A 25,582-nucleotide genomic window follows, 5' to 3' on the forward strand; every position below is an offset into this window, starting at 1 on the left:
ATGGGAATCAACTACAGCGTCGAGGCCGACCCGGAGACGACCGCCAAGGCGATGCTCCGAGAGCGGCCCATCAGCATCAAGCACAGCAAGGCCATCGCCCGCGCGATCAAGGGTATGAGCGTCGCCGACGCCGAGGCGTACCTGCACGACGTGATCGACGAGAAGCAGTCGGTCCCGTTCAAACAGCACAACTCCGGGGTCGGTCACCGGAGCGACATCGACGGCTGGGACGCGGGTCGCTACCCCGAGAAGGCCAGCGAGGACTTCCTGAAGCTCATCGAGAACGCCCGCAACAACGCGGACGAACAGGGCTTCGAGGGCGAGGCCATGACGATCAAACACGTCGCCGCTCACAAGGTCGGCGAACGACAGGGCCGGAAACCCCGCGCGTTCGGTCGCGCGGACCCGTGGAACACCACGCTCTGTGACGTCGAACTCATCATCGAGGAGGACGAGGAATAATGGCTGACGAACACCAGTTCATCGAGAACGGCCTGCAGCGCTCACAGATCGACGAATTCTTCGCGGACGAACTCGGCCGCGCCGGCTACGGCGGCATGGACGTCGCCAAGACCCCGATGGGGACCCAGATCGTCCTCAAGGCCGAGAAGCCCGGCATGGTCATCGGCAAGGGTGGGAAGAACATCCGCAAGGTGACCACCGAACTCGAGGAGCGCTTCGACCTCGACGACCCCCAGATCGACGTACAGGAGGTCGACGAACCCGACCTCAACGCCCGCATCGTCGCGGACCGACTGGCCAACGCCCTCGAGCGTGGCTGGTACTTCCGCAAGGCGGGCCACACGACCATCGACCGGATCATGGAGGCCGGCGCGCTGGGCGCCGAGATCGTCCTGTCCGGGAAGGTCACCGGCGCCCGGTCGCGTGTCGAGAAGTTCAACCGGGGCTACATCAAGCACAACGGCGAACCCGCCGAGTCCATCGTGGACGAGGGGCAGGGCGTCGCCGTGATGAAGCTCGGCACCATCGGCGTGACGGTGAAGATCATCCCGCCGGGCGCCGAACTCCCGGACGACTTCGAGATCGCCGAGGACGCCGACGTCGAACCCGTCGAGCAGGCGGCCGAAACCGGCGGCGGCGTCGAGGAACTCCTCGAGGAGGAACCGGAGGAGATCCCGGACGTCGGCGAGGGCGAGGAGGTCGACGTGCCGACCGAGACGCCCGAAGACATCGAGGAGAGCCTCGACGAGGAGATCGTCGAGGAAGTCGTCGAAGAGGAACTCCCGGATGAGGAAGACGAGGACGAGGACGAAGCCGAGGCCGACGAGGCCGCGGACGACTCCGACGACCTCGACGAGGACGTCGACGAGGAGACGATGGACGAGGCGGCCGATCTCGTCGAAGAGATGGAAGCCGACGACGACGAAGACGAGGAGGAGGACGCATAATGGCGATCCTGCACGTCGCGGAGATTCGCGACATGACGCCCGCCGAACGGGAGGCGGAACTCGAGGACCTCGAGACGGAACTGCTGAACGCCAAGGCCGTCCAGGCCGCCGGCGGGATGCCCGAGGACCCCTCGCGCATCGGCGAACTGAAAAAGACCATCGCGCGGATCAAGACGATCCAGCGCGAAGAGGGCGACATCTGATGGCGCTCACACCCGAGACCCTGACCCGACACGAACTCGTCGGCCTGCACGTGCGGGTCGTCGAGTCCACGAATCCCGACGCCGTCGGGATTAGCGGCCGCGTCGTCGGCGAGACGATGGGGACGCTCTCGGTGGAAGGGGATCGGGTGTGGCAGCTCCCCAAACAGGGGACGACATTCGAATTCGCTCTCCCGCGGCCGCGCACAGATGAAGCCGCCGACGCCGCGAAGGCGTCGGGGACCACGTCCGAACTTCCGTCGGAAACTGCCAGCCGAACTGGTCAGTCTAACGGTTGCGAGGACGTGGCCTACGTTACGGTGGATGGCGCACGACTGCTCTCACGACCCGCCTTGCGAACCGAGAAGGCAGGTGTATCCACATGGCGATAGGACTGAACGTAACAGAACCGGAGGAAGCCTGTTCCGACCAGCACTGTCCGTTCCACGGCTCGTTGTCCGTGCGCGGGCAGACGCTGGAAGGCACGGTGGCCTCCACAGCAATGGAAAAGACGGTCGTCGTCGAACGCGAGTACGACGTTCGCGTTCCGAAGTACGACCGATACATGAAACGCCGGAGTCGCATCCCGGCCCACGCACCCCCGTGTCTGGGCCTCGAGGAAGGCGACACGGTCCGCATCGCGGAGACCCGGCCCCTCTCGAAGACCAAATCACACGTGGTCGTCGAGAAACTGGGAGGTGACGAGTGATGGAGGCGCTGAAAGCCGACGTCACCCGTGGTCTCGCCAAGGGCTCGCTGATCAACTGCGCCGACAACACGGGCGCACGGCAGCTGAAGGTCATCAGCGTCGCGGGCTACTCCGGAACCAAGAATCGACACCCCAAAGCGGGCATCGGTGACAAGGTGACCGTCTCGGTCACCAAGGGCACGCCGGAGATGCGACGACAGGTCCTCGAGGCCGTCGTCGTCCGCCAGCGCAAGCCCATCCGCCGACCCAGCGGCACGCGCGTGAAATTCGAGGACAACGCCGCCGTCGTCATCGACGACATGGAAGAGCCTCGCGGGACCGAGATCAAGGGTCCCGTCGCACGCGAAGTCGCCGAACGCTTCGGGAGCATCGCATCGACGGCAACGATGATCGTATGACTCGACAGCCACGCAAACAGCGCACGCAGACACGGAACGCGCCCCTGCACGAGCGACACGACCAGGTCCGATCCACGCTCGCGGACGACCTCCGCGAGCAGTACGGCCAGCGGTCGGTTCGCGTCAACGCGGGCGACACCGTCGAGGTGCTCCGTGGCGACCACGCCGGCGAGGAAGCCGAAGTGATCGCCGTGGACCTCGCGGACGAAGTCGTCCACGTCGAGGGTGTGACCGTCGAGAAGGCCGACGGCGAAGAGGTGCCCCGGCCGCTCGACGCGAGCAACCTTCGCGTGACCGATCTCGACCTGGAGGACGACCGCCGACGGGCGCGACTGGAGGAGGATAGCGAATGACGCGACATCAGAAACGACTCTCGGTCCCGAAGTCCTGGCCGGTCGAACGGAAGACCGCGACGTGGACGGTCAAGGCCGGTGCCGGCCCGCACGGCGAGGCAGGGGTCCCCCTGCTGATCGTCCTGCGGGACGTGCTCGGCTACGTCGACTCGCGGAAGGAAGCCAACTACGCCCTGAACCAGGGCGGCGTGCTCGTCAACGGGGACGTCCCGTCGAGCGTCGAACGCCCCATCGGGATGTTCGACATCCTCGCCTTCGGCGACCGCGACGAGTTCTACCGCGTGTTCCCGGACGAGGGCGGTCGACTCGCGCTGACCCCCATCGACGCCGACGCGGCCGGAAGCCGCCTCGGCAAGATCGTCCGCAAGACGCAGGTCACCGGCGGCGACGTCCAGCTCACGCTCCACGACGGCGCGAACGTTCGCGTCGACGCGGACAGTGAGTACGCCACCGGCGACTCGCTCGTGATCGACAACGAGGACAAGGAGATCGTCGCCCACTTCGTCTACGAGGAGGGCGCGCTCGTGACCGCCGTCGCCGGCAGCCACGCCGGCGAAATCGGCGAAATCGAGGAGATCACGGTCACGCCGGGCAGCGGTGACAACGTCGTCACCGTGTCCCAGGACGACGGCGGCTTCGAGACGGTCGAAGACTACGTCGTCGTGATCGACGAGAACTTCACCGAGGACGACTCGGAGGAGGCTGACGAATGAGCGAGAGCGACACCGCCGAGTTCCACGAGATGCGCGAGCCGCGGATCGAGAAGGTCGTCGTCCACATGGGCGTCGGCGAAGGCGGCCGCGAACTCGCGGACGCCGAGGAGATCCTCGAGGACGTCACCGGCCAGCAGAGCGTGCGAACGAGCGCGAAGCGGACGGTCCAGGAGTTCAACATCCGCGAGGGCGACCCCATCGGTGCGAAGGTGACCCTCCGCGGTGCGGACGCCGCGGACTTCCTCGACACCGCGCTCCCGCTGGTCGACCTCTCGGCGTCGCAGTTCGACGAGACCGGCAACTTCAGCTTCGGCGTCGAGGAACACACCGCGTTCCCGAGTCAGGAGTACGATCCGAACGTCGGCATCTACGGGCTCGACGTGACGGTCAACCTGGTTCGACCGGGCTACCGTGTCGCCAAGCGCGACAAGGTGTCGCGGTCGATCCCGTCGGCCCACCGACTCGACGCCGACGACGCGGTCGCCTTCATCGAGGCCAACTTCGACGTGGAGGTCACGCAATGAGTGAATCACAAGACGAACGCGACGTGACCGGTGAGCACGCCTCGCCGCGGACCGACGACCGCCACCAGTGTCGTCGGTGCGGCCGCAAGCAGGGGCTCGTCGGCAAGTACGACATCTTCCTGTGTCGGCAGTGCTTCCGAGAGGTCGCGCGCGACATGGGCTTCAAGAAGTATCGATAACAATGGCAGGGAACGACCCCCTCTCGAACGCGCTCTCGGGGCTCGACAACGCCGAGAGCGTGGGACATCTGTCCCACACGGTACAGCCCGCCTCGAACGTGATCGGCTCGGTACTCGAGGTCTTCTACGACCGCGGGTACATCGACGGATTCGAGTTCGTCGACGACGGCAAATCCGGTCGCTTCGAGATCGAACTGAAAGGTGCGATCAACCACTGTGGCGTCGTCAAGCCCCGCTACTCCGCGGGCGCCGACGAGTACGAAAAGTGGGAGAAGCGGTATCTCCCCGCCCGCGACTACGGGGCACTCGTCGTCACGACCAGTCACGGCGTCATGAGCCACTACGAGGCCCGCGAACAGGGCATCGGTGGCCAGGTGATCGCGTACGTCTACTAACGATGAACCGAACAGCACTCACGATTCCGGACGACGTGTCCGCCGAGATAGACCACCTCGACCTGACCGTCGAGGGGCCGAACGGGAGCGTCACGCGACGCCTCTGGTACCCCGACGTGTCGGTGTCGGTGGACGGTGACAGCGTGGTGATCGAGAGCGAGGCCGACGACGCCAACACGCGCGCGACGCTCGGCACCTTCGAGAGCCACGTCGAGAACATGTTCTACGGCGTGACCGAGGGATGGGAGTACGAGATGGAGATCTTCTACGCCCACTTCCCGATGCAGGTCACCGTCGAGGGCGACGAAGTCGTCATCGAGAACTTCCTCGGCGAACGCGCGCCGCGGACGGTCCAGATTCGCGGCGACACGCAGGTACAGGTCGACGGCGAGGAGATCACCCTCTCCGGTCCCGACAAGGAGGCCGTCGGACAGACGGCCGCCGACATCGAACAGTTGACACGCGTCAACGACAAGGACACCCGCGTCTTCCAGGACGGCGTCTACATCACCCAGAAACCCCGAGGTGGGGCATAAATGAGCGCAGACGACGACATCCAGTCCATCGAAGACATCGGCGGCGTCGGGCCGTCGAAGGCGGAGGCGCTCCGCGAGGCCGGCTACGAGTCCATCGAGGACCTCAAGGCCGCGAGCCAGTCCGAACTGGCCGACATCGACGGCATCGGCAACGCGCTCGCCGCGCGTATCAAGGCCGACGTCGGTGGTCTCGAAGTCAGCGAGGAGACCGAAGCCGAAGTCGAAGAGGAAGAGCCGGCGGAGACCGAGGAGACGGAGGAAGTCGAGACGGAGCTGCGCCCGCGCGGCCACGCCGACAAGACTCCCGACCTCGACGACGAGGCCGCCCGCGCGTTGGTGCAGAAACACCGGCAGGGCAAGCCGCAGTTCAACCGGCAGGACTACCACAAGAAAAAGCGCACCCCGACCTCGTGGCGGAAGCCGCGTGGGAACCTCTCGAAACAGCGCCGCGGGATCAAAGGTAAGGGCGCGACCGTCGAGGCGGGCTACCGCTCGCCGACGGCCGCGCGCGGCCTGCACCCCAGCGGCTTCGAGGAGATTCGCGTCCACAACACGGACGACCTGGAGGGGGTCGACCCCGACACGGAGGCCGTCCGTATCGCGAGCGGCGTGGGCGCGCGCAAGCGCGAACGCATCGAGGACGTCTGTGAGGACCGCGAGATTCGCGTCCTCAACCCGACGTACGTCGAAGTCGAAGTGGAGGAGGAAGCATGACGGACCTGAGCGCACAGAAACGGCTCGCGGCCGACGTGCTCGACGTGGGCAAGGACCGCGTGTGGTTCGACCCCGAAGCCCAGAGCGAAATCGCGGACGCGATCACCCGCGAGGACATCCGTGACCTCGTCGACGAGGGCACGATCCAGCAGAAGGGCTCCTCGAACAACTCGCGTGGCCGTGCCCGCGAGCGAGCGGACAAACAGGCCTACGGCCACCGCACCGGTGCCGGCACCCGTCGTGGGACCGCCGGCGCACGCGAGAACAGCAAGGAGAACTGGACGAGTCGCATCCGCGCCCAGCGGCGTCGTCTGCGCGAGTTGCGCGACGACGGCCCGCTCGACCGAACGCAGTACCGCGAGCTCTACAACAAGGCTGGCGGTGGCGAGTTCGAGAGCGTGGCGCGACTCGAAGCGTACATCGAGAACAACTACGACGTGGAGGTGAACGACTGATGGCAACAGGCCCACGATACAAGGTCCCGATGCGGCGCCGCCGCGAGGACCGAACCGACTACCACCAGAGGTTGCGCCTGCTGAAATCCGGCAAGCCCCGCCTGGTCGCTCGCGTGAGCAACCGGCACGTCAGGGCGCAGCTGATCACCCCCGGTCCGAGCGGTGACGAGACGCACGCGGCCGCCTCCTCCGAGGACCTCGCGGAGTACGGCTGGGACGCCCCGACGGGCAACCTCCCCAGCGCGTACCTCACGGGCTACCTCGCGGGACTCCGCGCGCTCGACGCCGGCCTCACGGAGGCCGTCCTCGACATCGGTCTCAACACGGCGACGCCCGGGAACAAGGTGTTCGCAGTACAGGAAGGCGCAATCGACGCGGGACTCGACATCCCGCACAGCGAGAGCGTCCTCGCGGACTGGTCGCGCAACCGCGGCGAGCACATCGCCGAGTACGCCGAACAGCTGGACGAACCGCTGTACGGCGGCGACTTCGACGCGACGGAGCTCCCCGAGCACTTCGACGAAGTGCGCGAACGACTGATGGAGGACAATGAGCAGTAACGATTACGGCGACGGCTGGGAACCGCGCACGCGGCTCGGCCGCAAGGTACAGGACGGCGACATCTCGTCGATGAAGGCGGCCCTCGAATCCGGGCTCCCGCTGAAGGAGGCCGAAATCGTCGATCAGCTCCTGCCGGGGCTGGACGACGAGGTGCTGGACATCAACATGGTCCAGCGGATGACCGACTCCGGGCGCCGGGTGAAGTTCCGGTGTGTCGTCGCGGTGGGCAACCGCGACGGCTACCTCGGCTACGCCGAGGCCCGCGACGATCAGGTCGGCTCCGCCATCCAGAAGGCCATCGACGTGGCCAAGCTGAACATCATCGAGGTCGACCGCGGGTCGGGGTCCTGGGAGGACCGCGCCGGCGGCGTCAACTCCCTGACCCGGAAGGCGACGGGGAAAGCCGGCTCGGTGACGGTCGAGATCATCCCCGCCCCGCAGGGGCTGGGGCTGGCGGCCGCCCCGACGGTGCGGAACATCCTCGAACTCGCGGGCGTGCAGGACGCCTGGACGAAGTCGACGGGCAACACCCGGACGACGGTCAACCTCGCGAAGGCGACGTACAACGCGCTCCAGAACGCGTCACAGTCGCGGACGCCCCGGCGGGCACGCCGCAAACAGACCGAAACCGAGGTGAACGAGTGATGGAAGCGCTCGTCCAGATTCGCGGCGAGGTGAACATCTCCGGTGACGTGCAGGATACGCTCTCGATGCTCAACCTGCACGCCGTCAACCAGTGTACGCTGGTGCCCGAGACCGACACCTACCGCGGCATGATCACGAAGGTGAACGACTACGTCGCCCACGGCGAGCCGTCGGCGGACGTGGTCGCGACGCTCGTTCGGAATCGCGCCGAACCCCTCGAAGGCTCGGCCGACATCGACGACGAGTGGGTCGCAGCGAACACCGACTACGCCGACGTGGACGAACTGGCGGCGGCGCTGGTCGACGAGGAGACGACGCTCCGCGACGCGGGGCTCGCCCCGTCGATCCGGCTCCACCCGCCGCGTGGCGGCCACGAGGGCGTCAAACACCCGACGGTCGAGGGCGGTCAGCTCGGCAAGCACTCGACCGAGGAGATCGACCGACTGCTGGAGGCCATGCGATGACGAACAAGAAAAAGCGCCAGCGCGGCTCCCGGACACACGGTGGCGGTACCCACAAGAACCGGCGCGGCGCCGGTCACCGTGGCGGCCGTGGCCGCGCGGGCCGATCCAAACACGAGTTCCACAACTACGAACCGATCGGCAAACACGGCTTCTCGCGCCCCGAGAGCGCGAAAGACGACGTCGTCGAGGTGACGGTGCAGGAACTCGACGAGAACGCCGTCCTCTACGTCGCAGAGGGGCTCGCTGAAGAGGCCGACGGTGGCTACCACATCGACGCCCGCGACGTGGCCGACGACGGCTACGACGCCGACGTGGTGAAGGTGCTCGGCGACGGGCAGGTTCGCAACGAACTGTCGGTCGTCGCGGACGCGTTCACTGCGAGGGCGGTCGAAAAGATCGAATCGGCCGGTGGCAGCGCCGACCTCTCCGAGCGCGGCGAGGCGGCGGCGGCCGACGAGGCCGACGACTCCGAGGAGTCGGACGAGGAGTAAACCCATGGGATGGAAGGAGACCGCCGAACCGGTGCTGACGCGGATGCCCTCAGTCACGCGGCCGGAGGGGCACGTCCCCTTCCGGCGGAAGCTCGGCTGGACCGCGGGCGTCCTCGTGTTGTATTTCTTCCTGACGAACGTCCAGCTGTTCGGGCTGGACGCGGGCACGCAGAGCGACCTGTTCGGTCGCTTCCGGTCGATCCTCGCCGGATCGCAGGGCTCGATCCTCCAGCTGGGGATCGGCCCCATCGTCACGGCGAGCATCGTCCTGCAGTTGCTCGGCGGGGCCGACCTGCTCGGTCTCGACACGGACGACCCCCGCGATCAGGTGCTGTATCAGGGCCTCCAGAAGCTGCTGGTGGTCGTGATGATCTGTCTGACGGGGCTGCCGATGGTCTTTGCGGGCAACTTCCTGCCGGCCGATCCCGCCGTTGGTCAGTCGCTGGGGATCGGTCTCGGTGGCGTCCAGACCCTGCTGTTCGTCCAGATTGCCGTCGGCGGTATCCTCATCCTGTTCATGGACGAAATCGTCAGCAAGTGGGGCGTCGGCTCCGGCGTCGGGCTGTTCATCATCGCCGGCGTGAGCCAGCAGCTCGTCGGCGGACTGTTCGCGTGGGAAGGGCTGGGCGGTACGCCCGGCTTCTTCCCGACGTGGTTCGCCATCCTGACCGGCGCTCAGGAGATCGCCTCGCCGCTGACCGCACAGGGGCTGCAGGCGCTCCTGCTCGGTCAGGGGCAGTTGCTCGCGCTGGTGACGACGGTACTCATCTTCGGCATCGTCGTCTACGCCGAGAGCGTCCGCGTCGAGATCCCCCTCTCGCACGCCCGCGTCAAGGGCGCCCGCGGTCGCTTCCCGGTGAAGCTCATCTACGCGAGCGTCCTGCCCATGATCCTCGTGCGCGCCCTGCAGGCGAACATCCAGTTCGCCGGGCGCATCCTCAACAGCACGTGGAACCAGATGCCGGCGTGGCTCGGGCAGTACAGCAACGGCCAGCCCACCGCCGGACTGTTCTACTATCTGGCGCCCATCCAGACGCGCAACGACTGGATGTGGTGGCTCGCCGGCACCGCCGCCGAGCCGTGGCAGATCATGATCCGCGTGGGGCTCGACCTCTTCATCATGGTCGTCGGGGGCGCCATCTTCGCCATCTTCTGGGTGGAGACGACCGGGATGGGCCCGGAAGCGACCGCCCAGCAGATCCAGAACTCCGGGATGCAGATCCCCGGCTTCCGGCGTAACCCGCAGGTCATCGAGAAGGTCATGGAGCGCTACATCCCGCAGGTGACCGTCATCGGCGGCGCCCTCGTCGGCCTGCTCGCCGTCGGCGCCAACATGCTCGGCACCATCGGGCAAGTTTCGGGTACGGGTCTCCTGCTCACCGTCTCCATCACGTACAAACTGTACGAGGAGATCGCGGAAGAGCAGTTGATGGAGATGCACCCGATGATGCGCCAGATGTTCGGCTCGAAGTAACGCACACACCGGCGATTTCCGGCGGCGCACGCCCGCCGGCACACACCCCCTGCGAAACACTCTTTTCACCACCGAGACGGTAGAGAGGTGCGATGAACCACGTCAAGGGGCCACTACTCGAGATCGACGCAGGCGACCGGGAGGCGACGACTGTCGGCGTGACCGAGGAGCGACGGTCGTTCGTCGGCGGCCGGGGGCTCTGTACGAAGCTTGCACACGATCGCATCCCGTACGACGCGGACCCGCTGGGTCCGAACAATCGGATATACTTCGCATCCGGCCCGCTCCAGCAGTCGGGGATGTCGTTCACCGGTCGGATGAACTGCACGGGGCTGTCGCCGCTGACCGACGGCCTCCTCTCGACGAACGCCGGCGGGTATCTCTCGCGGAACTTCGTCGACACGGGGCATTCGGCGGTTGAAGTCGTCGGCGCGGCCGACGAGTTGCTCGTGATCCACGTGACCGACGAGGGCGTCGAGTTCGTCGAGGCACCCGAACTCCGAGGCGCGACGGTGCCCGAGGTGACGGCGTACGTGCAACGAGAGCGGAATCTGGACGCCGAAAACGTCGTCTGTATCGGCCCTGCGGGCGAGAACCAGGTCCGGTTCGCGTGCGTGATGACCTACGAGAGCCGGGCGTTCGGCCGGGGTGGGATGGGCGCAGTCCTCGGGTCGAAAAACGTGAAGGCGATTACCTTCGAGGGCGACGCCGCACCGGATCTCGATCTTCCCGAGGACGTCCAGCGGGAGGTCCACAGCGCCGCGGCTACCTCCGACGACCTGATGCGGCGACAGGGGACTACGGGCGGGACGGAGTTCATCAACGACAACTTCTCGCTCCCGACGCGGTACTTCGAGAAGTACAGCTTCGAACACGCGGACGCAATCGGCGGCGACGCCGTCGAGGAGAAGAAGTACCGAAAGGGGTCGTGTTCAGTGTGTGCCTTCGCCTGTAAACTTCCCACGCGGGACGAGGCGACGGGACTGGAGACGGAGGGTCCGGAGTTCGAGACGGTGTTTTCCTTCGGAAGCAACTGCGAAATCGGCGACATCGTCGACGTGATGAAGTCGAACGAGCTCTGTGACGTCTACGGACTGGACACCATCTCCTGTGGTAACGTGGTCGCCGCCTATCTCGCGTCGAAAGACGAGTTCGGCAACGCCGAGTTGGTCCACGAGACGGTCGAAAAGATTGCGACTCGTGAGGGCGTCGGTGACCTGCTCGCGGAGGGGATTTCGCGGGCCGCCGACGAACTCGGCGTGCGGAACTACACGGTCAAGGACATGGAGTTCGCGGCCCACGACGGTCGCGTCCTCCACGGCCAGGGACTCAGCTACGCCGTTGCCAACCGTGGCGGCGACCACATGTACTCCACGACGCTCCGCGTCGAGTACGCCGGGGAGGTCGACCCTGAGACGTTGGATGGAAAGCCGGAACTCGTGGTGCGACGCGAGAATCACGCCGCCATCCGGGACTCGGGGATCGTCTGTGCCTTCGCCGGCGGCACCGATCACGTGACCGAGGAGACGCTGGAGGCGCTGTTCGAGTGTGACTACGAGGACCTGCAGGAGGTGGGTGCCCGGATCGTCGAACTCGAACGCCACTTCAACAACAAGCGGGGGATGGACCGCGAGGCCGACACGCTCCCCTACGACCTCCCGGGAATAGAGGATGCACTGGACGAATACTATGCCCTGCGCGGGTGGAACACGGACGGAACGGTTTCCGACGACCTCGTCGGCGAGTACGCCGCCGCCGACGACTGAGACGGAGTGATGCAACTGTTTCCCGGTTGGTCGCCACCCCGTCTTGGTGACCACCGGCAACGAGTGACAACGAATCGTCTGACAGCTCAGCCGCCGACGACCGGTGGGGCGAGACGCACCACGTCGCCGTCGGACAGCGTCGTCCCGTACCCGTCCAACTGCCGGACGTTCGTCCCGTCGACCGTCACCGTCACCTGCCGAGTCCAGCCACCGTCGTCGTCGCGGAGGTGATCCGTGAGGCCGTCGAACGCCACACAGAGCGACTCGAGGGCGGCGTCGACCGTCGTCGTCCCGTCGAACGTCCGGGTGACACGCTTTCGTCCCACAGCGTCCCGCATCGGGCCGAAGAAATCGAAGTGGACCTCCATCGTCTGTAGACGACGGCCGCGACGGCTTGTAGCTGTCCGTCCGAAGTGGTTTTGTGTTTGGTGTCCGACCATCGCTCGTGCGCATCGAGGTTCGGTGTTACGGCGAGGTAGCGGCGGCGGTCGGCGATCACGCCCAGACTCTGTCGCTGGCCGACGACGCGACGGTCGGCGACGCTCGCGCGGCCCTCTCCATCGCGACGGAGTCGTTCTCCGGCGGCCTCGTCGTGCTGGTGAACGGGAGCCACGCCGCCGCCGACGCGGCGCTGTCGGACGGCGACACACTCGCGCTCTCACAGTCGCCGATGCGGGAGTGAGGCGTTTATGTCGCGCCCGCGCCACCTCCGATCATGACACCGACGGTTACCCCCCACTGCTGTGGCTCCTTCCGCGTCGACGAGCGACTCCTCGTCGGGAACCGGAGCGGCGTCGTCGAAGCACCCTCGATCACCTACCTGATCGAGGCCGAGGAGACCATCCTCGTCGACACGGGCTTCGGTTCGGTGGAGCTGATGGACCGGCGTCACCCGGGTTACGGGTGTCACCGCGAACCGGGGCAGGATCTCGAATCCATCCTCGACGACGAGGGCTATACACCGGCAGACGTGGACGCCGTCGTCCTCAGCCACCTCGATTGGGATCACTGCTACAACCTCGGCCCGTTCGACGAGTGCGAGACGGACATCTACGTCCAGCGCGAAGAACTCGCGTACGCGGTCGCCCCGTATCCGCTGCACGCGGACCGCTACGAGGCCAAATCCCTAGGCCGGGAGCCGCCGTGGCTGACGGTCGATCTGACGGCGCTCGGCGGCGAGACGGAACTCGCTCCGGGGATCACCGCCTTCCCGACGCCCGGACATACGGTCGGTCACCAGTCGGTGGCGGTCGAGGAGGACGGCGGGACGACGGTCGTCGCCGTCGACGCAGTCCAGACGTTCGAGAACGTCCCCGACGACGGCGACCCGGTGCCGGGGCTGCCGATGGACGACCTCGCGTGGTGGGAGAGCGCGAACGAGGTGCTCGACCGCGCGGATCGACTCCTGCCGGGCCACGAGTGGGGAATTCTGGACGCGGAGCCGGCGGGGTTGGTGTAGCGTGGACACCGAAGCCGTCTTCGGCGCTTCTCGACCCATCGTGGGCATGGTTCACCTGCCGGCACTCCCCGGCGCCCCCGGCTACGACGACACGGGGGGTCGCGAGGCGATTCGCGCGGCCGCGCGCCGGGACGCCGAGCGCCTCGACGCGGGCGGCGTCGACGCCCTGCTGGTGGAGAACTTCGGCGACGCGCCGTTCTACCCCGGCTCCGTCCCGCGACACGTCGTCGCGGAGTTGACGGCGCTCGTGGGGACGGTCCGAGAGGCGACCGACCGGCCGGTCGGCGTGAACGTCCTTCGCAACGACGGCCCGTCCGCGGTGGCCGTCGCGGCCGCGACGGGCGCCGCCTTCGTCCGCGTCAACGTCCACGTCGGGGCGCGAGTGGCGGATCAGGGGGTACTGGAGGGACAAGCCCACGAGACGATGCGACTGCGCGACCGCCTCGACGCCGACGTGCGCGTGCTCGCGGACGTGGGCGTCAAGCACTCGGCGCCGCTGGGTGGACGGGCGTCGGGGATCACCCCCGAGCTCCTCGGAGACGCCGTCGAACGCGGCCTCGCGGACGGCGTGATCGTGAGCGGATCGGGGACCGGACGGGCCACCGCGGACGACGACGTCCGGGCGGCGGTCGCGGCGCGCGACGACCGGGGACTGGACGCGCCGGTGTTCGTCGGGAGCGGCGTGACCGCCGACACCGTCGGCGACGCACTCTCGGCGGCGGACGGAGTGATCGTCGGGAGCGCGCTGGAGGCGGACGGCGAGGCCGGACGGCCGGTGTCGATCGGCCGGGTCGAGCGGCTGGTCGAGGCGGCGGACGCGGTTCGGTGATCGGACCGGCTCATACGGTCTGTTGTAAGTCAGTACCGGTGGTTCGCCCACCGTCCTGGCGAACCACCGGTACACAGTTACAACAATCCGTATCAGCCCTGCACCTCGGCGGCGACGCGCCGAAGCGTCTCGGCGTCGTCTTCGGAGTAGGCGATCACGCGCACGTCGTCGAGCGTCGTCGGCTCGTGGTCCCGAACCTCCTCGCAGACGTAGCGGGCGCCCGTCTCGAAGTCGAAGCCGGCGGCGCCGGTGCCGAGGACGGGGATCACGAGCGATGCACAGCCGAGTTCGTCGGCGCGGTCGAGGCTGCCGCGTGTCGCCTCGCGGATGCTCGTCTCGGTCGCGCGCCCGTCTCCGTAGTGGGGCATGGCGGCGGCGTGGATCACATAGTCGGCGCCCAACTCGTAGGCGTCGGTGACGGCGACGCCGCCGAGGTCGACCGGTCCCTTCGACGTGGCCTCCTCGTTGATCGGGCCGTTGGCACCCCGACGGAGTGCGCCGGCCACCCCGCTGCCCATCCGTAAACTGGTCCCCGCGGCGTTCACCAACGCGTCGGCGGACTGTGCGGCGATGTCGCCCTGAACGACGGTGAAATCCATAGGCGGGTGTACGGGCGGTGCGGACAAAAGCGTCCGGCGGCTACAGCCCCCACAGCACGACGATGCCGGCGACGGTCACCACCGAGAGGAACAGCTGGAGGGGCGCGCCGACCCGGATGTAGTCGGTGAACTTGTAGCCGCCGGGACCGTAGACGAAGAGGTTGGTCTGGTAGCCGACGGGCGTGAGGAAGGCGGTGGAGGCGGCGAAGGTGACCGCGAGGACGAAGGAGAAGGGGTCGGCGCCGATCCGCCCCGCGGCCTCGACGGCGACGGGAAGCATCAACACGACGCTCGCGTTGTTCGAGATGACGCCGGTGATGAGGCCGGTGGCGAGGTAGAACACCCAGAGGACGCCGACGGCGGGGAGGACGGTTCCGGTCGCGGCGACGAGAGCGCCGAGGATGTCGGCGCCACCGGTCTGTTCGAGCGCGATTCCGAGCGGGATGACGCCGGCCAGCAGGAAGATCACGTCCCACTCGACGGCGTCGTAGAGTTCGGTGGGTGCGAGGACGCCCGTCGCGACCATGGCGACGACGCCCGCGAGCGCGGTGACGAGGATGGGCAAGGAGAGGGCGCCGAGCGCGGTGAAGGCGCCGACGCCGGTGGCGGCGACGAGGGCCTCACCGACCGACGCCCACGGGACGGCGGCGAAGCCGACGACGCCGAGCATGATGGCGACGGCGTGGGGTATCTTCTCCGTCCGGTAGTGGGGTTCGTCCGGTTCGTGGGCGACGATGAAGTCCTCGTTGTCGGCGAGGCGGTCGATGCTGTCCGGCGCCGCCTGGATGAGGAGGGTGTCGCCCACGCGGATGCGGCGGCGGTCCATGTGATCGCGGACGGTTTCACCCCGACTCCGGAAGGCGAGGACGTTCGCGTCGTAGCGCTGGCGGAACGTCGAACTCGCGAGCGACTTGCCCGCGAGGAAGGAGCCGCGGGGGATGACGACTTCGACGAGGGTCTGGGCCGTCTCGGATTCGGGTTCGAGTTCCTCGCCCGTCTGCGGTGGGTGACCGGTGAGCGTGAGCGTGTCCCGCTCGACGAGTCGCCCGAGCGTGTCGCGGTCGGCGCGAAGCCGGAGCACGTCGCCCGCGCGGATCGTCAACTGGCCGAGCGGTTCGATGAACTCGTCGCCGTCGCGGACGACCTGGAGGATGTCGGCGTCGAAGTCGACGTGGGTGATGGCGGTGCCGACGGTCCGACCGACGAGCGGCGAGTCGGGTTCGACGACGACTTCGGTCAGATACTCCTCGATGGCGTACTCCTGGACGTAGTCGTCCTCGACGGGGACGCGCTCGGGGAGGAGGTAGGGCCCGACGGTCATGAGATAGAGACTGCCGGCGACGAGGACGATGACGCCGAGGGAGGTGAACTCGAACATGGAGAAGGGGTGGCCGAGGAGGCGGGCCGACACGTCGCTCGCGAGGATGTTCGTCGAGGTGCCGATGAGGGTGAGCATCCCGCCGAACATCGAGGCGTAGGAGAGCGGCAAGAGGAGTTTCGAGGGCGACGTCTTGCCCGCGTGCGCGAGGTCGGTGATGACGGGGACGAGGATGGCGACGACGGGCGTGTTGTTGATGAACCCCGAGACGGGACCGGCGACGCCGATGGTGGCGAGCAGCTGCCGGTTGCGGTCCTCGCCGGCGAAGGCGGCCATCTTCCGGCCGAGAATCTGGACGAGGCCCGTGCGGCTGATGCCCGAACTCAGGATGAGCATCGCGAGGACGGTGATCGTCGCGGGGTTGGAAAAGCCCGAGATGCCCTCGGCAGTCGAGATGCGGGTGAGGTTCACCACGCCGTCGGGGCCGAGAATCATCAGGAGGACCATGATGAAGATGGCCGTCACGTCGATGGGGAGGAGTTCGGTAACGAAGAGGACGAGCGCGAGGGCGACGATGCCGAAGACGACGAGGGTGTCGGTCGTCACCGCCGGCATCGGCGTCGCCAGCACCGTCTCCGAGAGCGAGAATCCGGGGAGAGACACGTCTTCGCCGGATGGAAGTGACCGAAGGCATTCAACATACCGACGTGCGGAGTCGAATCGTGGGGGCTGTTACCATGATTTCCGGCAGTAACGATCATGAAGGTTTATTATGGATGGGCACTTTGGAGGAGTTACGATGCAACGCGTCGCACTCGTATGCTGATCGTGGTTCGATGACGCAGTGCAGTTCCACAACCGATCCAGCATACGACCTAACCCAATGAGCACGTCCCGACGCACGACCCCGAAGAACCGATCCACAATCACCGTCGATCCCGTCATCCCCCTGCAGCCCCGCTCCGGAAGCGGTCCGACGACCGACGGCCGCCGTGACCGACCGGAGCCGGAACCGACGCCGGAGCCGAAGACGATGATCCCGATGATCGACCGCGGCGGACTCGGACCGAAGCCCGGCGCGAACTGACGGTCCCCCCTTTCTACCCTGTCCTCGCACGCCGAACAGCGGCGCGCCCACCGCCGATCCGGCAAGGGTTTTGACCGCCGAGGTGCAAGGTCGGGTACGATGGACGAATCCGAACTCGAGGAGGAACTGCGAAACTTCGGCGTCGACGTCCACGACATCGGGGACGTCGACCCCGTCGAACTGTCCTACATCACCGCGTATCCGGGCGAGGAGGTCAACCACATGGAGATGGGGAAGGTGTTGAACGCCTTCATCGACTTACAGGAGGAGAGCGAGTGGGAGCCGAGTCGGGTCGAGGCGACCGTCCTCCGGTTCGAGGACGAGGTGATGAACACCTGGTACGCGAAGGCGGAGTGGTTCGAGGGGTTGCGCGACTACCGCATCTCCGAGACCGAGTTCTCGACGCGCGTCCTCGAGACGCTCGAGAAAGACCTGTAAGATGGCGGTGACCGCGACACCACCCCGGCGCCGCTTCGACGTCGCGACGACGACGCTCGCCTTCGAGAGCGAGGGCCGGACGTGTCGCGGTCGGCTCTACCGGCCGGACCGCCCCGCGACCCCGCCCGTGATCGTCCTGGGGCCGGAGCTGGCGGCGGAGGGGTCGTTCGGCTACCCGCGCTACGCCGAGCGGTTCGCCCGCGCCGGCTACGCCGCCTTCGTCTTCGACTACCGCGGCGTCGGCGAGAGCGAGGGGGAGCCACGCAACCTCGTCGACCCCGCCGGACAGGTCGCCGACTGGAACGCGGCGGTCGACCGGGTCCGCACGCTCGGCGGCGAGCGGCGGCGGATCGTCCTCTGGGGGTTCGGCCTCGGCGGCGGCCACGCGATACGGGTGGCCGCGAACCGGCGCGTAGCGGCCGTCGTCGCCATTGCCCCCCTGCTCGACGGGCGGGCGTTCGCCCGGAGTCGCTCGCCCCGGTACCTCGCGCGGGCGGTGGGCGCGGGACTCCGCGACCGACTGGGCGCCCCGCTCGGGCGCACCCACACCGTCCCCGTCGTCGGCGGGCGCGACGAGTTCGGCGTCCTGCCGCGCCCGGCCGGCGACACGTATCTCGACGCCATCCCGCCGGAGAGCGACTGGCACAACGAGACGCCCGCTCGCGGGCTGCTCTCCCTGTTTCGGTACCGGCCCCTCGACGACGCGGAGCAGGTGACCGCTCCGACCTTCCTGCTGGCCGCGACCGACGACGACGTGGCCGCGCCCGGCGTCGTCGCCGACGCCGCCGACCGGATCGAGGGGTCGACGTTCCTCCGTCTCCCCGGCGACCACGTCGACCCGCTCGGCCCGGCGTTCGAGACGGCCGCCGCTCACCAGACCGTCTTCCTCGACGACGTGTTCGACGAGCGATAGGTCCGCAACCCTGATACGCCGTTCGCCCCTCCCGTGTGGTAATGACCCACACGAAAACCGTGGAGCTGGAGGGCCACATCATCGACTCGGGGACGATGGGCCGGTGTTTCGGCCTCGTCATGGATCTGGGCGGGGAGTTCGAGGTGGAGGCGTTCGACGTCGGCCGCCACAAAGAGGAGGAGTCGTACTGTCGACTGCGGGTGAGCGCGCCGAACGAGGGACGGCTGCGGTCGATCCTGCACGAACTCCACCAGAACGGGGCGAACCTCTCGGACCCCGTGGACGCGACGCTCGATCCGGCGCCCGCGGATCGGGTGGTGCCGACCGGCTTCTACTCGACGACCAACCACCCGACACAGGTTCGCCACGCGGGGGAATGGCTCGACGTGGAGCGTATCGAGATGGACTGTGCCGTCGTCGTCGACCCCGACGGCCCGCGGGCGTACACGGCGACGCTGAACGCCGTTCGAGCGGGTGATCTGGTGGTGACCGGGGAGGCGGGCGTTCGGGTCGATCCGCCGGATCGACCCCGCGACGGCGGCGGTCCCTTCGGATTCATGCAGGGCGGCGTCTCCAGCGAACGCCCCTCCCGGTCGCTCATCGAGCGGGTGGCCGAGGCGCTGGTCGAGACGAAAGCCGAAGGAGGGCGGATACTCGTCGTCGCGGGGCCGGCGGTGATCCACTCCGGCGCCGGCGAGGCCCTCGCCCGCCTCGTGCGCGAGGGGTACGTCGACGCCCTCAGCGCGGGCAACGGCTTCGCGGTCCACGACCTCGAACGCGCCATCTACGGCACGTCGCTCGGGATGAACATCGAGACGCTCGAACACCCGCGCAAGGGGCACAAACACCACATCTACACGATCAGCGAAGTGATCCGGGCCGGCGGCATCGAGGCCGCCGTCGAGGAGGGACTGGTCGAGGACGGCGTGATGTACGAGTGCGTGGTCGGGGACGTACCGTACGTCCTCGCGGGATCGATCAGGGACGACGGGCCGCTCCCGGAGACGATCACGGACGCCGTCGAGGCACAGAACGCCATCCGGGAGCAGGCCCACCGGGCGGATATGGTGCTGATGCTCTCGACGCTCCTGCACTCGGTGGCGGTCGGAAACTGTCTTCCCTCGACGACCAAGGTGGTCTGTGTCGACATCGACCCGGCGACGGTGACGCAGTTGCTCGACCGGGGGAGTTCACAGGCCGTGGGCATGGTCACCGACGTGGGGACGTTCGTGCCGACGCTGGCCGAGACGGTGTTAGACTAAGGGCACGATGGCGACGGGACGTGCGGTGCGCAGGAGGACCGCCTGGGCCGTGCTCCCGAAGACGACTTTGGCGGTCGGGTTGCGCTTGCGGACGCCGATCACGAGTTCGTCCGCGGCCACCTCGTCGGCGTGGGCGAGGAGGTCCTCGTGAGAGGCGTTACCGCGGACGAACTGGTGGGTCTCGACCGTCGCGCGGGCGCCGAGTCGCGACCGGACGACGTTGATCGCGTCCTCGCCGTCGCGCACGTCGGTCGCGTCGGTCCGCTCACCGCCCGGGAGGGAGTTGACGGCGTGGATCGTATCGGCCGCGTCGACGCGGCCGTCGAGGTAGTCACACAGCGCGGCGCTCGTATCGACGGTGTCGGTGCCGACGACGTAGACGGTCATGGGCGGGTAGTCGCGCCGCGATAACATAAATCGGGGCTTCAGCCTCCCCAAGACATTTGCCGAGTCCACGAGGATGGCGAGGTATGCGCCGTGAAACCGCGCTGGCCGCGGGGGCGGCCGGCGTTGCCCTCCTGGCCGTCGTCGCCGCCGTCGTCGTCCCCGGCGCCCTCGCCGATCCGAGCGCGGACCGGCCGGTGCGACCCGGCCCGGTCGACATCACCGACATGGAAATTGCGGCGACAGACGTGACCGGGAGCACGGTCACCCTGAACGTGACGACGCGCCTGTCACACCGGGGACCGCCGGCCCGGAACGTGAGCGTGCGGGTGCAGGCGGTCGACGCGGAGTCGGGGCTAGTCGAGACCACCCGGACCGTTCGGGTGGGCGACCTGAGCGACGAGCGCGAAGTGGCGGTGCCGACGACCCTGACCGTCGAGCGCGAGGGCGGGTATCGGGTCCGCGCCGTCGTCTACCGCGACGGCCAACGGGTCGACAGCGGGGGGCGCGAACTCCGCGGCCTCGACGCCCTCCAGCCGCCGTACGCCCGGAGCGACGTGGGGTTCGCCGCGGCGGACGCCCTCCCGCCCGTCTCCTTCTCCGTCGCGGAGACGAGCGGGAACCGGACGACGCTCGCCCTCCAGATGGCGCTGACGAACGCGGGCGACGACCAGCCGGAGGACCTGCGCGTCACGGTGACGCTCCGACAGGCCGACTCGAACATCGTCGCCAACCGCACCTCGGTGCCGGTGGGGTCGATCCGCCCCGGCCGCACGGAGACGGCCGAGACGCGGCTGACCGTCCCGACGGGCTACAACTACTACATCGACGCCGTCCTCTGGAAGGACGGCGTCGTCGTCGACAGCGCCCGCGGGGCGGCGAACCTCGACCCGACGGAGACCATCAGCGTCAACGAGACGCGACGCGACGTGGAACTGCGCGTGAGCGACTTCACCCGCGGCGACGGGGAGCGCGACCGGCCCGTGCCGGAGGCGACGGGCGAACCCGCCGCCGGCGGGTCGGCGCCCGGCTTCGGCGTCGGCGTCGCCGTCGTCGCGCTCCTCGCCGCGGCCCTGCTCGCACGGAGGACGAGCCAATGAGTGAGACCGACACCACCCCCGAGAGTGAGAGTACCGCTACCGACGCGGACGAAGACGAAGGTCGCGGCGAGCGCGTCCGGCGGTACGCCAACTACGCCGTGTTGCTCGTCCTCGGCATCCTCGCCTTCGTCGCCGTGATCCAACTGTATCTCAGCGTCTCGAACGCCATCCGGACGTGGATCGAGCCGGAGTACCGGTCGCTGTTTCAGGCGGCCTTCAACCTCGTCGTCCTGCTCGCGGCGGGGCTCGGCATCTCGTACCAGCTCCGACGGCTGTACGGCTAGGTGACGGCCACCCACGCGAGAAACACGGCGATGCCGCCGAGCCCCGTGCTGAGGACGGCGTGGACCCGGAGTTGGTCCAGCAGGTCGTGGGCGTCGCCGGTGACCGTCAGGAGTTCGTGTACGTCGCTCCCGATCTCGCATCGCGGCAGGAAGTCCATGGCGACGTGGAGGAAGATGCCGGCGGCGAAGCCGAAGACGACGCCACGGACCGCGGGGGCGGCCGGGAGCTGGATCAGGCTAGAGACGATGGCCGCGATGCCGACGCCCGCCGCGGGCAGGAGGAGGACGGTCGGATCGCGGTCGTTCGAGACGAGGCGCCGGGCGGCCGCGTAGCCCGCCGGCCCCTTGTGGGAGACGATGGCGAGGCCGAGGATCGGCCCGAGGCTCGGCATGTTGCCGTAGACGATGCCGATGATCAGCCCCGCCGAGAAGGCGTGTGCCGAGAGTTCGGCGACGGTGCGATCCAAGGGCAAGTCGTAGTGGGCGAGGCGGTGCCCGACGGTGTGGCCGGCAAAGCCCACCAGCAGGCCGAGCGCGACGCCGAAGCCGCCGAAGTTGGCGTCGTGGGCGATGGCCTGCGGGACGAGGAAGACGGCGGCGCTGGTGATCATCGCCCCGGCGGCGAGGCCGTAGCCCCACACGAGCGCCCACGACCGGTCGCCGAGGGTACGTCGCCCGAGCGGAATCCCAAGTGCCATCGCGGCGAAGGCGACCCACGAGATACTGAGAAGTTTCCACGCGCCGACGGTCGCCGCGAGGCCGGAGAGGAGGATCAGGGCGCCGGCCGCGGCCAGACCGGCGACGGAAGGTCGACTCATATTAACAACGATACGGTAGCAATTAATAATACGTTCGGTTCGGCTACCGGGTAGCCGACTTCCACGCGCGCAAGTCCAGAATCTCGCCGTTCACGTCCTCGGCGTCGCGGGCCGCCCACACGAACATCAGCGCGACATCGTCCGGGTCGCGGCCCTTGCCGCCGCTGAGGTCCGTGGCGACGTAGCCGGGATCGACGACGGCGACTGACCCGTCGATGTCGGCCGCGAAGCCCCGAACCAGCGCCTCGGCGCCCGCCTTCGAGACGGCGTAGGCGCCCATTCCCGGCGTCGACTCGCGCGCGACGCTCCCCGAGGGAACGAGGATACGGGCGTCCGGTGCGAGATGCGGGAGCGCCTCCCGGACCGTCGCGAAGACGCCGCGGAGGTTCGTCCGCATCGTGTCGTCGAAGCGCGTGTACGACTCCTCCGCCAGCGGACTCTCGCCGGGCGGGCCGTGGTTGACGGCGGCGTTCGCCACCACGGCGTCGATGGCTCCCTCGCTCGCGGCCGTCTCCATCAGCCGTTCCACGTCGAACTCGTCGCGAACGTCGGCCCGAACCGGCGTCACCGACCCGGCAGCGGACTCGACGACCGACTCCAACTCCTCCAGCGTCCGGGCACAGCAGGTGACGGTGGCGCCCGCGTCGGCGAACGCCCGCACGACGCTCGCACCGATTCCCCGACTCGCACCCGTGACGACGACGTTCGTTCCATCCATACGCTCCGTTGGGTCGGAAGCCGCATGAACCCACGGACGGGACGGCCGTGAAGTGTGTGAACCTTCGTCAATAACGGATGTTAATTTGCTATTTGGAAACTTTACTTCGGAATTTTTAATTCTTTCGGGCTCCCAATCGGATACATGAGCAAGACACCTGCATCCAAGCAACAGTCGGACGACCAGTACTACCTCCCGGGCGTCTCGGTTTCCGCCACTCCCGGTCCCGTCGAGCGGTTCCTGACGCGCCTGTTCCGGCGCCGTGGCCGGTTCTGATAGGGGTATCGTAACGCGCCTGAGATTCTCGCCGGATCGCTCCGGCGCGGATCGACGACGACGCCCTACAGCGCCCCGACCGATTTCTGACCGTTTTTATCCGTCCATCCCCGAGCGTGGAGATGAACGTTCGTGCGTTCGATCCGCTCCACGTCGTCGCGGCGCATCTGGTCGTTCTCGTCGCCGTCCTCCATCTCGCACTCGGCGTCAGTAACTGGCTGACCTACCTGAGCGCGGGCATCGTCTTCCCGCCCGACCTGCGGTGGCCGCTCTTCGTCGTCTCGGGACTCGCCCTCGTCGGCGGGTTGCTGGCCGCCGTCGCCGGCGCGGACCGTCGGCCGCTCTACGTCGGCGGCGTCGCCCTGATGGTCGTCTACGTCGTCGGCTACTTCGCGTGGCACGCGAGCGGCCACCGGCCACTCTTTTTCGTCGGCCCCGGCACCCACCACGGCGGCTCGACGCTCGCGTCTCTGGGTGCCCACGTCGTCGCCGGTCCCGTCGAGACGCTCGCGCTCGCGTCCGAGACGGCGCTCGCGGGGCTGCTCGCGTACTTCCTGTATCGCGAGTAGCGCATCTGCACCCGTGACGCGAACGCGACGTACGCTTTTGTCGGCGGTCGGTGAAGGAGTCGTATGGACCCGTTCGTCGTGGTCGGCGGCGACGCCGCCGGACTGAGCGCCGCGAGCAAGTGCAGACGCGAGAGCGACCGCGAAGTGATCGTCTTCGAGAAGGGGCAGTGGATCTCCTACGCCCACTGCGGGACGCCCTACTTCGTCGAGGGGTCGGTCGACCGGCTGACCGACCTGCTCTCGCTCTCGCCGGCCGAGGCCGAAGCGCGCGGCATCGACCTGCGTCGCGGTCACGAAGTCGTCTCGGTCGACGCCGAGGACCGGACCGTCACCGTCCGCGCCGACGGCGAGCGATTCGAACAGCCGTACGCGGAGTTGCTCGTCGCGACGGGCGCCAGCGCGGCGGCCGGGCCGTTCGACCGCTCCCTCGACGGGGTCTTCAGCCTCCACGGCCTCGACGATGCCGCGGCCATCGACGCCTACCTCGCCGCGCCCGACGACTACGACCCGGCCCGCCTCGGCGACGGTCCCGTCGACCGCGACCGCGTCGACCACAACGCCGCGCTCGAACCGCCGGAGCGGGCCGCCATCGTCGGCGGCGGCTACGTCGGCGTCGAGATGGCCGAAGCGCTCTCTGCCCGCGGCGTCGACGTCCACCTCTACCAGCGCTCCGCCCACCTCCTCACCCCCTTCGGCGCGGCGGTCGGCGAGCGGGTCGAATCGACCCTCCGCGACCACGGTGTCACGGTCCACACCGACACCGAAGTCGACGCACTCGTCGGCGACGAACGCGTCGCGGCCCTGCGCATCGACGGCGACGAGCGCCCGGTCGACGTGGCGATACTCGGTGTCGGCATCCGCCCCAACACGGCCCTCCTCGACGGGACGGGCGTCGACCGGGGGCCGAGCGGCGCGATCAAAACCGACGACTACGGCCGGACGAGCCTGCCGGCCGTCTACGCCGCGGGCGACGTGGCGACCGCACGCCACGCAGTGACGGGCGCGGAGACGTGGGTGCCCCTCGGTCTGACGGCGAACCGCGCGGGGCGAGCCATCGGGTCGACCGTCGCCGGCGACCCCACACCCGTCGGCGACGTGGCCGGGACGGCGGTGGTGAAGGCCTTCGACCTCGAATGCGGGCGGGTCGGCCTCGTCGACGAGTCGGCGGCCGCGGACGCCGGCTTCGACCCCGTCAGCGAGACGATCACCGCGGGGTCGCGGTCGGGCTACTACCCCGGCAACGAGGAGACGACCGTCACCCTCGTCGCGGACCGGACGACCGGGCGGACCCTCGGCGGGTCCATCGTCGGCCGGGACCGCGCGGCCGTCCGCATCGACACGCTCGCGACGGCCATCGAGGCCGACCTGACGGTCGCCGAACTCGAACGCCTCGACCTGGCGTACGCGCCGCCCTTTAGCCCCGTCTGGGACCCCGTCCTCGTCGCCGCGAAGGTGGTGAACGGGCAGCTATCGGAGTGACGGCCGCGGCGCCGACGGGCGAGTACGTCGCCCCGCCGGCGGGCAGTATATACGGCTCACGTC

Annotated in this window: 38 protein-coding genes; 32 read left to right on the forward strand and 6 right to left on the reverse strand. The window is 68.2% G+C overall.

Translation table 11 applies throughout. The features are described from left to right. The 20 genes from DU484_RS14885 to DU484_RS14980 all read left to right on the forward strand — a co-directional run bounded on the left by DU484_RS14885 (position 1) and on the right by DU484_RS14980 (position 11,986). Positions 1 to 462 carry a 50S ribosomal protein L22 gene (locus DU484_RS14885; protein WP_114586738.1) on the forward strand — a complete coding sequence of 154 codons (462 nt, stop codon included), beginning with the start codon at positions 1 to 3 and terminating at the stop codon, positions 460 to 462. Further along, the gene (locus DU484_RS14890) at positions 462 to 1,409 is read left to right on the forward strand and encodes a 30S ribosomal protein S3 (RefSeq protein ID WP_114586739.1); all 948 of its coding nucleotides are present in this window, start codon (positions 462 to 464) and stop codon (positions 1,407 to 1,409) included. Before DU484_RS14885 ends, DU484_RS14890 begins: the two co-directional genes overlap by 1 nt. Then, complete coding sequence (rpmC, locus tag DU484_RS14895; RefSeq protein ID WP_114586740.1) at positions 1,409 to 1,612, forward strand: 50S ribosomal protein L29; 204 nt, start codon at positions 1,409 to 1,411, stop codon at positions 1,610 to 1,612. Before DU484_RS14890 ends, rpmC begins: the two co-directional genes overlap by 1 nt. Beyond that, on the forward strand, positions 1,612 to 2,001 hold the full coding sequence (locus DU484_RS14900) for a ribonuclease P protein component 1 (RefSeq protein ID WP_114606330.1): 390 nt from the start codon (positions 1,612 to 1,614) through the stop codon (positions 1,999 to 2,001). Before rpmC ends, DU484_RS14900 begins: the two co-directional genes overlap by 1 nt. Continuing rightward, positions 1,992 to 2,318 (forward strand): 30S ribosomal protein S17, encoded by a 327-nt coding sequence (locus DU484_RS14905; protein WP_114449705.1) that lies wholly within the window; start codon positions 1,992 to 1,994, stop codon positions 2,316 to 2,318. Before DU484_RS14900 ends, DU484_RS14905 begins: the two co-directional genes overlap by 10 nt. After that, positions 2,318 to 2,716, forward strand: a complete 399-nt coding sequence (locus DU484_RS14910; RefSeq protein WP_049936020.1) for a 50S ribosomal protein L14 — start codon at positions 2,318 to 2,320, stop codon at positions 2,714 to 2,716. The genes DU484_RS14905 and DU484_RS14910 overlap by 1 nt, the downstream gene beginning before the upstream one ends. Beyond that, complete coding sequence (gene rplX / locus DU484_RS14915) at positions 2,713 to 3,069, forward strand: 50S ribosomal protein L24 (RefSeq protein WP_114586742.1); 357 nt, start codon at positions 2,713 to 2,715, stop codon at positions 3,067 to 3,069. Before DU484_RS14910 ends, rplX begins: the two co-directional genes overlap by 4 nt. After that, positions 3,066 to 3,782, forward strand: a complete 717-nt coding sequence (locus tag DU484_RS14920) for a 30S ribosomal protein S4e (protein ID WP_114606331.1) — start codon at positions 3,066 to 3,068, stop codon at positions 3,780 to 3,782. Before rplX ends, DU484_RS14920 begins: the two co-directional genes overlap by 4 nt. Beyond that, complete coding sequence (locus DU484_RS14925) at positions 3,779 to 4,306, forward strand: 50S ribosomal protein L5 (RefSeq protein WP_114606332.1); 528 nt, start codon at positions 3,779 to 3,781, stop codon at positions 4,304 to 4,306. Before DU484_RS14920 ends, DU484_RS14925 begins: the two co-directional genes overlap by 4 nt. After that, a complete protein-coding gene (locus tag DU484_RS14930; protein WP_114586745.1) occupies positions 4,303 to 4,485 on the forward strand; it encodes a 30S ribosomal protein S14 in 183 nt (60 codons plus the stop codon). The genes DU484_RS14925 and DU484_RS14930 overlap by 4 nt, the downstream gene beginning before the upstream one ends. Positions 4,486 to 4,487: 2 nt before the next feature. Next, positions 4,488 to 4,880, forward strand: coding sequence for a 30S ribosomal protein S8 (locus DU484_RS14935; RefSeq protein ID WP_114586746.1), 393 nt, complete (start codon positions 4,488 to 4,490; stop codon positions 4,878 to 4,880). Positions 4,881 to 4,882: 2 nt separating this feature from the next. Further along, positions 4,883 to 5,416 (forward strand): 50S ribosomal protein L6, encoded by a 534-nt coding sequence (locus tag DU484_RS14940; RefSeq protein ID WP_114586747.1) that lies wholly within the window; start codon positions 4,883 to 4,885, stop codon positions 5,414 to 5,416. Then, entirely contained in the window at positions 5,417 to 6,130 is a 714-nt protein-coding gene (locus DU484_RS14945; protein ID WP_114586748.1) for a 50S ribosomal protein L32e, read from the forward strand. It begins immediately after the preceding gene. Continuing rightward, on the forward strand, positions 6,127 to 6,585 hold the full coding sequence (locus DU484_RS14950; RefSeq protein WP_114606333.1) for a 50S ribosomal protein L19e: 459 nt from the start codon (positions 6,127 to 6,129) through the stop codon (positions 6,583 to 6,585). The genes DU484_RS14945 and DU484_RS14950 overlap by 4 nt, the downstream gene beginning before the upstream one ends. Beyond that, positions 6,585 to 7,145: a 50S ribosomal protein L18 gene (locus DU484_RS14955; protein ID WP_114606334.1), complete on the forward strand. Its 561-nt coding sequence runs from the start codon at positions 6,585 to 6,587 to the stop codon at positions 7,143 to 7,145. The genes DU484_RS14950 and DU484_RS14955 overlap by 1 nt, the downstream gene beginning before the upstream one ends. Next, the gene (locus DU484_RS14960) at positions 7,135 to 7,791 is read left to right on the forward strand and encodes a 30S ribosomal protein S5 (protein ID WP_114586751.1); all 657 of its coding nucleotides are present in this window, start codon (positions 7,135 to 7,137) and stop codon (positions 7,789 to 7,791) included. The genes DU484_RS14955 and DU484_RS14960 overlap by 11 nt, the downstream gene beginning before the upstream one ends. Continuing rightward, on the forward strand, positions 7,791 to 8,255 hold the full coding sequence (rpmD, locus tag DU484_RS14965; RefSeq protein WP_114606335.1) for a 50S ribosomal protein L30: 465 nt from the start codon (positions 7,791 to 7,793) through the stop codon (positions 8,253 to 8,255). The genes DU484_RS14960 and rpmD overlap by 1 nt, the downstream gene beginning before the upstream one ends. Continuing rightward, positions 8,252 to 8,746, forward strand: a complete 495-nt coding sequence (locus DU484_RS14970) for an uL15m family ribosomal protein (protein WP_114606336.1) — start codon at positions 8,252 to 8,254, stop codon at positions 8,744 to 8,746. Before rpmD ends, DU484_RS14970 begins: the two co-directional genes overlap by 4 nt. 4 nt (positions 8,747 to 8,750) lie before the next feature. Beyond that, positions 8,751 to 10,220 carry a preprotein translocase subunit SecY gene (gene secY / locus DU484_RS14975; protein WP_114606337.1) on the forward strand — a complete coding sequence of 490 codons (1,470 nt, stop codon included), beginning with the start codon at positions 8,751 to 8,753 and terminating at the stop codon, positions 10,218 to 10,220. Positions 10,221 to 10,312: 92 nt separating this feature from the next. Then, positions 10,313 to 11,986 carry an aldehyde ferredoxin oxidoreductase family protein gene (locus tag DU484_RS14980; RefSeq protein WP_114606338.1) on the forward strand — a complete coding sequence of 558 codons (1,674 nt, stop codon included), beginning with the start codon at positions 10,313 to 10,315 and terminating at the stop codon, positions 11,984 to 11,986. Between the two features lie 86 nt (positions 11,987 to 12,072). On the opposite strand, the gene DU484_RS14985 is transcribed toward DU484_RS14980, so the two are convergent. Next, entirely contained in the window at positions 12,073 to 12,354 is a 282-nt protein-coding gene (locus DU484_RS14985; protein WP_157969373.1) for a ubiquitin-like small modifier protein 1, read from the reverse strand. Positions 12,355 to 12,431: 77 nt separating this feature from the next. Between DU484_RS14985 and DU484_RS14990 the strand changes: the two genes are divergently transcribed. From DU484_RS14990 to DU484_RS15000, 3 genes are read left to right on the forward strand one after another with little or no spacing between them, the layout of a single operon-like run. Further along, positions 12,432 to 12,668: a MoaD/ThiS family protein gene (locus DU484_RS14990; RefSeq protein ID WP_157969374.1), complete on the forward strand. Its 237-nt coding sequence runs from the start codon at positions 12,432 to 12,434 to the stop codon at positions 12,666 to 12,668. 33 nt (positions 12,669 to 12,701) lie between these two features. Next, positions 12,702 to 13,445: an N-acyl homoserine lactonase family protein gene (locus tag DU484_RS14995; protein ID WP_114586758.1), complete on the forward strand. Its 744-nt coding sequence runs from the start codon at positions 12,702 to 12,704 to the stop codon at positions 13,443 to 13,445. Between the two features lies 1 nt (position 13,446). After that, positions 13,447 to 14,274 carry a BtpA/SgcQ family protein gene (locus DU484_RS15000; RefSeq protein WP_222844856.1) on the forward strand — a complete coding sequence of 276 codons (828 nt, stop codon included), beginning with the start codon at positions 13,447 to 13,449 and terminating at the stop codon, positions 14,272 to 14,274. 92 nt (positions 14,275 to 14,366) lie between these two features. Here the strand turns inward: DU484_RS15000 and DU484_RS15005 are convergent, their stop codons facing one another. Both DU484_RS15005 and DU484_RS15010 read right to left on the reverse strand, forming a co-directional pair. Further along, the gene (locus DU484_RS15005) at positions 14,367 to 14,873 is read right to left on the reverse strand and encodes a macro domain-containing protein (protein WP_114586760.1); all 507 of its coding nucleotides are present in this window, start codon (positions 14,871 to 14,873) and stop codon (positions 14,367 to 14,369) included. 40 nt (positions 14,874 to 14,913) lie between these two features. Continuing rightward, positions 14,914 to 16,821, reverse strand: coding sequence for an SLC13 family permease (locus DU484_RS15010; protein WP_262342915.1), 1,908 nt, complete (start codon positions 16,819 to 16,821; stop codon positions 14,914 to 14,916). Positions 16,822 to 17,074: 253 nt separating this feature from the next. On the opposite strand from DU484_RS15010, the gene DU484_RS15015 reads away from it, so the two are divergent. From DU484_RS15015 to DU484_RS15030, 4 genes are all read left to right on the forward strand, one after another. Next, positions 17,075 to 17,278, forward strand: coding sequence for a hypothetical protein (locus DU484_RS15015; RefSeq protein WP_114586761.1), 204 nt, complete (start codon positions 17,075 to 17,077; stop codon positions 17,276 to 17,278). A 99-nt stretch (positions 17,279 to 17,377) separates the two neighbouring features. Beyond that, positions 17,378 to 17,716 carry a hypothetical protein gene (locus DU484_RS15020; RefSeq protein WP_114586762.1) on the forward strand — a complete coding sequence of 113 codons (339 nt, stop codon included), beginning with the start codon at positions 17,378 to 17,380 and terminating at the stop codon, positions 17,714 to 17,716. 1 nt (position 17,717) lies between these two features. Next, the gene (locus DU484_RS15025) at positions 17,718 to 18,629 is read left to right on the forward strand and encodes an alpha/beta hydrolase (protein WP_114606339.1); all 912 of its coding nucleotides are present in this window, start codon (positions 17,718 to 17,720) and stop codon (positions 18,627 to 18,629) included. Between the two features lie 41 nt (positions 18,630 to 18,670). Further along, positions 18,671 to 19,891 carry an ornithine cyclodeaminase gene (locus tag DU484_RS15030; protein WP_114606340.1) on the forward strand — a complete coding sequence of 407 codons (1,221 nt, stop codon included), beginning with the start codon at positions 18,671 to 18,673 and terminating at the stop codon, positions 19,889 to 19,891. Here DU484_RS15030 and DU484_RS15035 read toward each other — a convergent pair. Beyond that, on the reverse strand, positions 19,883 to 20,278 hold the full coding sequence (locus DU484_RS15035; RefSeq protein WP_114606341.1) for a universal stress protein: 396 nt from the start codon (positions 20,276 to 20,278) through the stop codon (positions 19,883 to 19,885). The two genes, DU484_RS15030 and DU484_RS15035, sit on opposite strands and share 9 nt — an antisense overlap. 83 nt (positions 20,279 to 20,361) lie before the next feature. On the opposite strand from DU484_RS15035, the gene DU484_RS15040 reads away from it, so the two are divergent. Together DU484_RS15040 and DU484_RS15045 are read left to right on the forward strand one after the other, a co-directional pair. Continuing rightward, positions 20,362 to 21,375 carry a DUF7490 domain-containing protein gene (locus tag DU484_RS15040; RefSeq protein WP_114586766.1) on the forward strand — a complete coding sequence of 338 codons (1,014 nt, stop codon included), beginning with the start codon at positions 20,362 to 20,364 and terminating at the stop codon, positions 21,373 to 21,375. Next, entirely contained in the window at positions 21,372 to 21,659 is a 288-nt protein-coding gene (locus DU484_RS15045; RefSeq protein ID WP_114586767.1) for a hypothetical protein, read from the forward strand. Before DU484_RS15040 ends, DU484_RS15045 begins: the two co-directional genes overlap by 4 nt. Here the strand turns inward: DU484_RS15045 and DU484_RS15050 are convergent. After that, the gene (locus DU484_RS15050; protein ID WP_114606342.1) at positions 21,656 to 22,477 is read right to left on the reverse strand and encodes a ZIP family metal transporter; all 822 of its coding nucleotides are present in this window, start codon (positions 22,475 to 22,477) and stop codon (positions 21,656 to 21,658) included. The two genes, DU484_RS15045 and DU484_RS15050, sit on opposite strands and share 4 nt — an antisense overlap. Positions 22,478 to 22,520: 43 nt before the next feature. After that, entirely contained in the window at positions 22,521 to 23,195 is a 675-nt protein-coding gene (locus DU484_RS15055) for an SDR family oxidoreductase (RefSeq protein ID WP_114606343.1), read from the reverse strand. Between the two features lie 144 nt (positions 23,196 to 23,339). Here DU484_RS15055 and DU484_RS20490 point away from each other — a divergent pair, with 144 nt between their 5' ends. From DU484_RS20490 to DU484_RS15065, 3 genes are all read left to right on the forward strand, one after another. Continuing rightward, entirely contained in the window at positions 23,340 to 23,471 is a 132-nt protein-coding gene (locus DU484_RS20490) for a hypothetical protein (RefSeq protein ID WP_262342798.1), read from the forward strand. 122 nt (positions 23,472 to 23,593) lie between these two features. Continuing rightward, a complete protein-coding gene (locus DU484_RS15060) occupies positions 23,594 to 24,040 on the forward strand; it encodes a hypothetical protein (protein WP_114586770.1) in 447 nt (148 codons plus the stop codon). Positions 24,041 to 24,103: 63 nt separating this feature from the next. Beyond that, positions 24,104 to 25,519, forward strand: a complete 1,416-nt coding sequence (locus tag DU484_RS15065) for an FAD-dependent oxidoreductase (protein ID WP_114606344.1) — start codon at positions 24,104 to 24,106, stop codon at positions 25,517 to 25,519. The last annotated feature ends 63 nt before the right edge of the window (positions 25,520 to 25,582 follow it).

It is taken from the genome of Haloplanus rubicundus (genome assembly GCF_003342675.1).
Taxonomy (GTDB): domain Archaea; phylum Halobacteriota; class Halobacteria; order Halobacteriales; family Haloferacaceae; genus Haloplanus; species Haloplanus rubicundus.